Source organism: Streptomyces sp. CB02009 (assembly GCF_001905825.1).
Taxonomy (GTDB): Bacteria; Actinomycetota; Actinomycetes; order Streptomycetales; family Streptomycetaceae; genus Streptomyces.
Genome location: NZ_LIVV01000028.1, coordinates 725 through 4,570 on the forward strand (window position 1 = coordinate 725; position 3,846 = coordinate 4,570).

Annotated in this window: 3 protein-coding genes and 1 pseudogene; 3 read left to right on the top strand and 1 reads right to left on the bottom strand. The window is 75.3% G+C overall.

What is annotated here, in order from left to right:
• Positions 1 to 298: 298 nt before the first annotated feature.
• Positions 299 to 817 (bottom strand): hypothetical protein, encoded by a 519-nt coding sequence (locus tag AMK27_RS40855; RefSeq protein WP_073919565.1) that lies wholly within the window; start codon positions 815 to 817, stop codon positions 299 to 301.
• 258 nt (positions 818 to 1,075) lie between these two features.
• On the opposite strand from AMK27_RS40855, the gene fmt reads away from it, so the two are divergent.
• The 3 genes and pseudogenes from fmt to AMK27_RS42245 all read left to right on the top strand — a co-directional run.
• Complete coding sequence (fmt, locus tag AMK27_RS40860) at positions 1,076 to 2,008, top strand: methionyl-tRNA formyltransferase (protein WP_073919567.1); 933 nt, start codon at positions 1,076 to 1,078, stop codon at positions 2,006 to 2,008.
• Positions 2,009 to 2,207: 199 nt separating this feature from the next.
• Positions 2,208 to 3,620, top strand: coding sequence for an RsmB/NOP family class I SAM-dependent RNA methyltransferase (locus AMK27_RS40865; protein WP_073919569.1), 1,413 nt, complete (start codon positions 2,208 to 2,210; stop codon positions 3,618 to 3,620).
• Positions 3,621 to 3,770: 150 nt separating this feature from the next.
• Positions 3,771 to 3,846, top strand: a pseudogene (locus AMK27_RS42245) (ribulose-phosphate 3-epimerase); the annotation flags it as partial.

The following is a 3,846-nucleotide window of genomic DNA, read 5'->3' on the forward strand; positions in this document are numbered from 1 at the left end:
GGGTCTGCCTCGGGCGGGTGCTCCGGGGTCTGGCTTTGGTGGGCGCCCCGACTCCGGCTCGCGCGGGCGCGCCGGGGTGTGCCCTGGGTGGGTGCCTCGGGTCCGGCTCGGGCGGTGGCTCCGGGGTCTGTCTCGGGTGGGTGCCTCGGGTCCGGCTTCGGCGGGAGCCCCGGGGTCTGTCTCGGGCGGGTGCCCCGGGTCTGGCCTTGGCGGGCGTCCTGGGTCCGGTTCGCGCGGGCGACGCATGGGACGGCCGTCCGCCCCCGGTGGGGACGGACGGCCGTACGGCGTGCGCGGGTCAGCCGTTGCGGGGGCCGGGGAAGGCCGACGTCCGCGGCTCCTCGCGGAGGGAGGCGCTGCCCGAGGTCGGCTGCGGGGGCATCGAGCGGGCGGCGGGCACCGTGGGGAGCGTGCGGGGCGCGCTCGGCTCCACGATCGGGTCCTGGTCGATGCCGACGCCCGGCTGGGGGGCGCGCCGGGCACCGTAACGGCGGTGGACCGCCTGCTTGGTGACACCGAGGGCGGAGCCCACCGCGTCCCAGGAGAACCCGAGCGAGCGGTCGAAGTCGACGGCGGCGGTCACCAGCGTCTCGACGCTGTCCCGCAGTTCCTGGGCGAGACGGACGGTGGGGGCGGGGGCCCGCCCGTAGACGACGAAGCCCGTGGACGGGCCGGAGCGGCGAGGGCGGTAGACATTGCCCAGCTGGGCCGTGAGCGTGCGCAGTGCGTCCACCTGCCGCCGGACCCGCTCGATGTCCCGCACCAGCAGGTGCAGACTCGCCCGAGCCTGGGCGTCGTGGGTGGCGTGGTCGGCCATGTGAAAGCCTCTCGAACCGGCATGTAGGGGAAGGGCCGCAGGGGGGAACGGCGACCCGATTCGGTCAATCTCTCTTGACCAACGCGCCACCCGGGGTTGGGTCACGCTGCGGGGGCGTACACGCATATGCGCGGGGCGCTCGTCCTTCCGTACGCCCCCTCCGTCAGCGGCGCCGGGCCCCCGGCGCCCAGGAGCCGCAGGCGCCCTAGACTGGTGCGCTGCCCGTAAAGCCCCCGGAGAGACAGGCAGTCGCCACTCATGAAGCTCGTCTTCGCAGGCACCCCCGAGGTCGCCGTTCCCGCCCTGGACGCCCTGCTCGCCTCCGGCCGGCACGAGGTGGCCGCCGTCGTCACCCGGCCGGACGCCCCGGCGGGCCGCGGCCGGCGGCTCGTCGCCAGCCCGGTGGCCCAGCGGGCGGAGGAGGCCGGGATCGAGGTCCTGAAGCCGGCCAGGCCCCGCGACGAGGACTTCCTCGCCCGGCTGCGGGAGATCGCCCCCGACTGCTGCCCGGTCGTCGCCTACGGCGCCCTGCTGCCCAAGGTCGCCCTCGACATCCCCGCCCGGGGCTGGGTCAACCTGCACTTCTCGCTGCTGCCGGCCTGGCGCGGCGCCGCGCCCGTGCAGCACTCGCTGATGGCGGGCGACGAGGTGACCGGCGCGTCCACCTTCCTCATCGAGGAGGGCCTGGACTCGGGACCGGTCTACGGCGTGGTCACCGAGGACATCCGGCCGACCGACACCAGCGGCGACCTGCTCACCCGGCTCGCGTTCGCGGGCGCAGGGCTGCTCGCCGCGACCATGGACGGCATCGAGGACGGCGCGCTCCAGGCCGTTCCGCAGCCCGTCGAGGGGATCACCCTCGCCCCGAAGATCCAGGTCGAGGACGCCCACGTCGATTTCGCCGCCCCCGCGCTGCGGGTGGACCGGGTGGTCCGCGGCTGCACCCCGGCCCCCGGCGCCTGGACCGTCTTCCGGGGCGAGCGCCTCAAGCTGATCCAGGTCACGCCGCTGCCCGACCGCACCGACCTGGCCCCGGGGCAGCTCGCCGCGGGCAAGAACAACGTGTACGCCGGCACCGGCTCGTACGCCGTCGAGCTCCTCTGGGTGCAGCCCCAGGGCAAGAAGCCGATGAAGGCCGCCGACTGGGCGCGCGGCGTGCGCATCGCACCGGGCGAGACACTCGGGGCCTGAGGCCTGAGGCCTGAGGCCTGGGGCCTGGGGCCTTCTCGGGCGCCCGGGCCCGGTGTCACTGGTGCGCCCGGGCGCCACGGGTCCCCGGGCCCTGGGGCGCCGAGCGGAGCCGCCCTCTCTCAGGGGCTGGAGCGGGGTGGCGCGCGGCGGACGTAGGCTTGGGGGGTTCGACCTCGTCATTTCGTCACGCGGAGCACCTTTGAGCGAGCAGGCACGTCGCCGTCCCCACAAGCCCTACCGGCGGCCCCAGAAGGACCCCGTCCGGATGCTCGCCTTCGAGGCGCTGAGGGCGGTGGACGAGCGGGACGCCTACGCGAACCTGGTGCTGCCGCCGCTCCTCAAGAAGGCCCGCGAGGGCGGGAACTTCGACGGCCGGGACGCGGCGCTCGCGACCGAGCTGGTCTACGGCACGCTGCGCCGCCAGGGCACGTACGACGCCATCATCGCCGCCTGCATCGACCGGCCGCTGCGCGAGGTCGACCCGCCCGTCCTCGACGTGCTCGCGCTCGGCGCCCACCAGCTGCTCGGCACCCGGATCCCCACCCACGCCGCCGTCTCCGCCAGCGTCGAGCTGGCGCGGGTCGTGCTCGGCGACGGGCGGGCCAAGTTCGTGAACGCCGTGCTGCGGAAGATCTCGCAGCAGGACCTCGACGCCTGGGTGGCGCAGGTCGCCCCGCCGTACGACGCGGACCCCGAGGACCACCTCGCCGTCGTCCACTCGCACCCCCGCTGGGTCGTCTCGGCGCTCTGGGACTCCCTCGGCGGCGGTCGCGCCGGCATCGAGGACCTCCTGGAGGCCGACAACGAGCGTCCCGAGGTCACCCTCGTCGCCCGTCCCGGCCGGTCCACCACCGACGAGCTCGCCGAGGCCACCGAGACCCTGCCGGGCCGCTGGTCGCCGTACGCCGTCCGGATGGCCGAGGGCGGCGAGCCGGGCGCCATCGAGGCGGTCAAGGACGGCCGGGCCGGGGTCCAGGACGAGGGCAGCCAGCTCGTCGCGATCGCCCTCGCCAACGCGCCGCTCGACGGCCCCGACGCCCGCTGGCTCGACGGCTGCGCGGGCCCCGGCGGCAAGGCCGCGCTCCTGGCGGCCCTGGCCTCCGAGCGGGGTGCCGCCCTGCTCGCCTCCGAGAAGCAGCCGCACCGCGCGCGGCTGGTCGAGCGCGCCCTCGCCGGCAACCCCGGCCCGTACCAGGTGATCGCCGCCGACGGCACCCGCCCGCCGTGGCGTCCCGGCTCCTTCGACCGGGTGCTCATGGACGTGCCCTGCTCGGGTCTCGGCGCGCTGCGCCGTCGCCCGGAGGCCCGCTGGCGGCGCCGCCCCGAGGACCTGGACGGCTTCGCGCCGCTCCAGCGCGCCCTGCTGACGGAGGCGCTCGGCGCGGTCCGGGTCGGCGGTGTCGTGGGGTACGCGACCTGCTCGCCGCACCTCGCCGAGACCCGGGTGGTCGTCGACGACGTCCTGAAGAAGGTCGGCGGCGCCGAGCTGGTCGACGCCCGTCCGCTGCTGCCGGGCGTACCGGCGCTCGGTGACGGCCCGGACCTCCAGCTCTGGCCGCATCTGCACGGTACGGACGCCATGTATCTGGCGCTGATCCGCCGCACGGCGTGACCCCGCGGTCCTCGGACCCTTCGATCACCTGACCGTAATCTCCCGGTCTGCTCCGGTCCCGGCTCGTCGGTTCGCACCGAAAATGGTCTGGACCGCATCCGAAACCGCTCGGCGGCAAAGAAGTACCCAAGAACGTGGGAGGCTTGGCTCATGGCGCAGATCAACCCCAGCATTCTGTCCGCGGACTTCGCCCGGCTCGCCGATGAGGCGAAGGCCGTCGACGGGG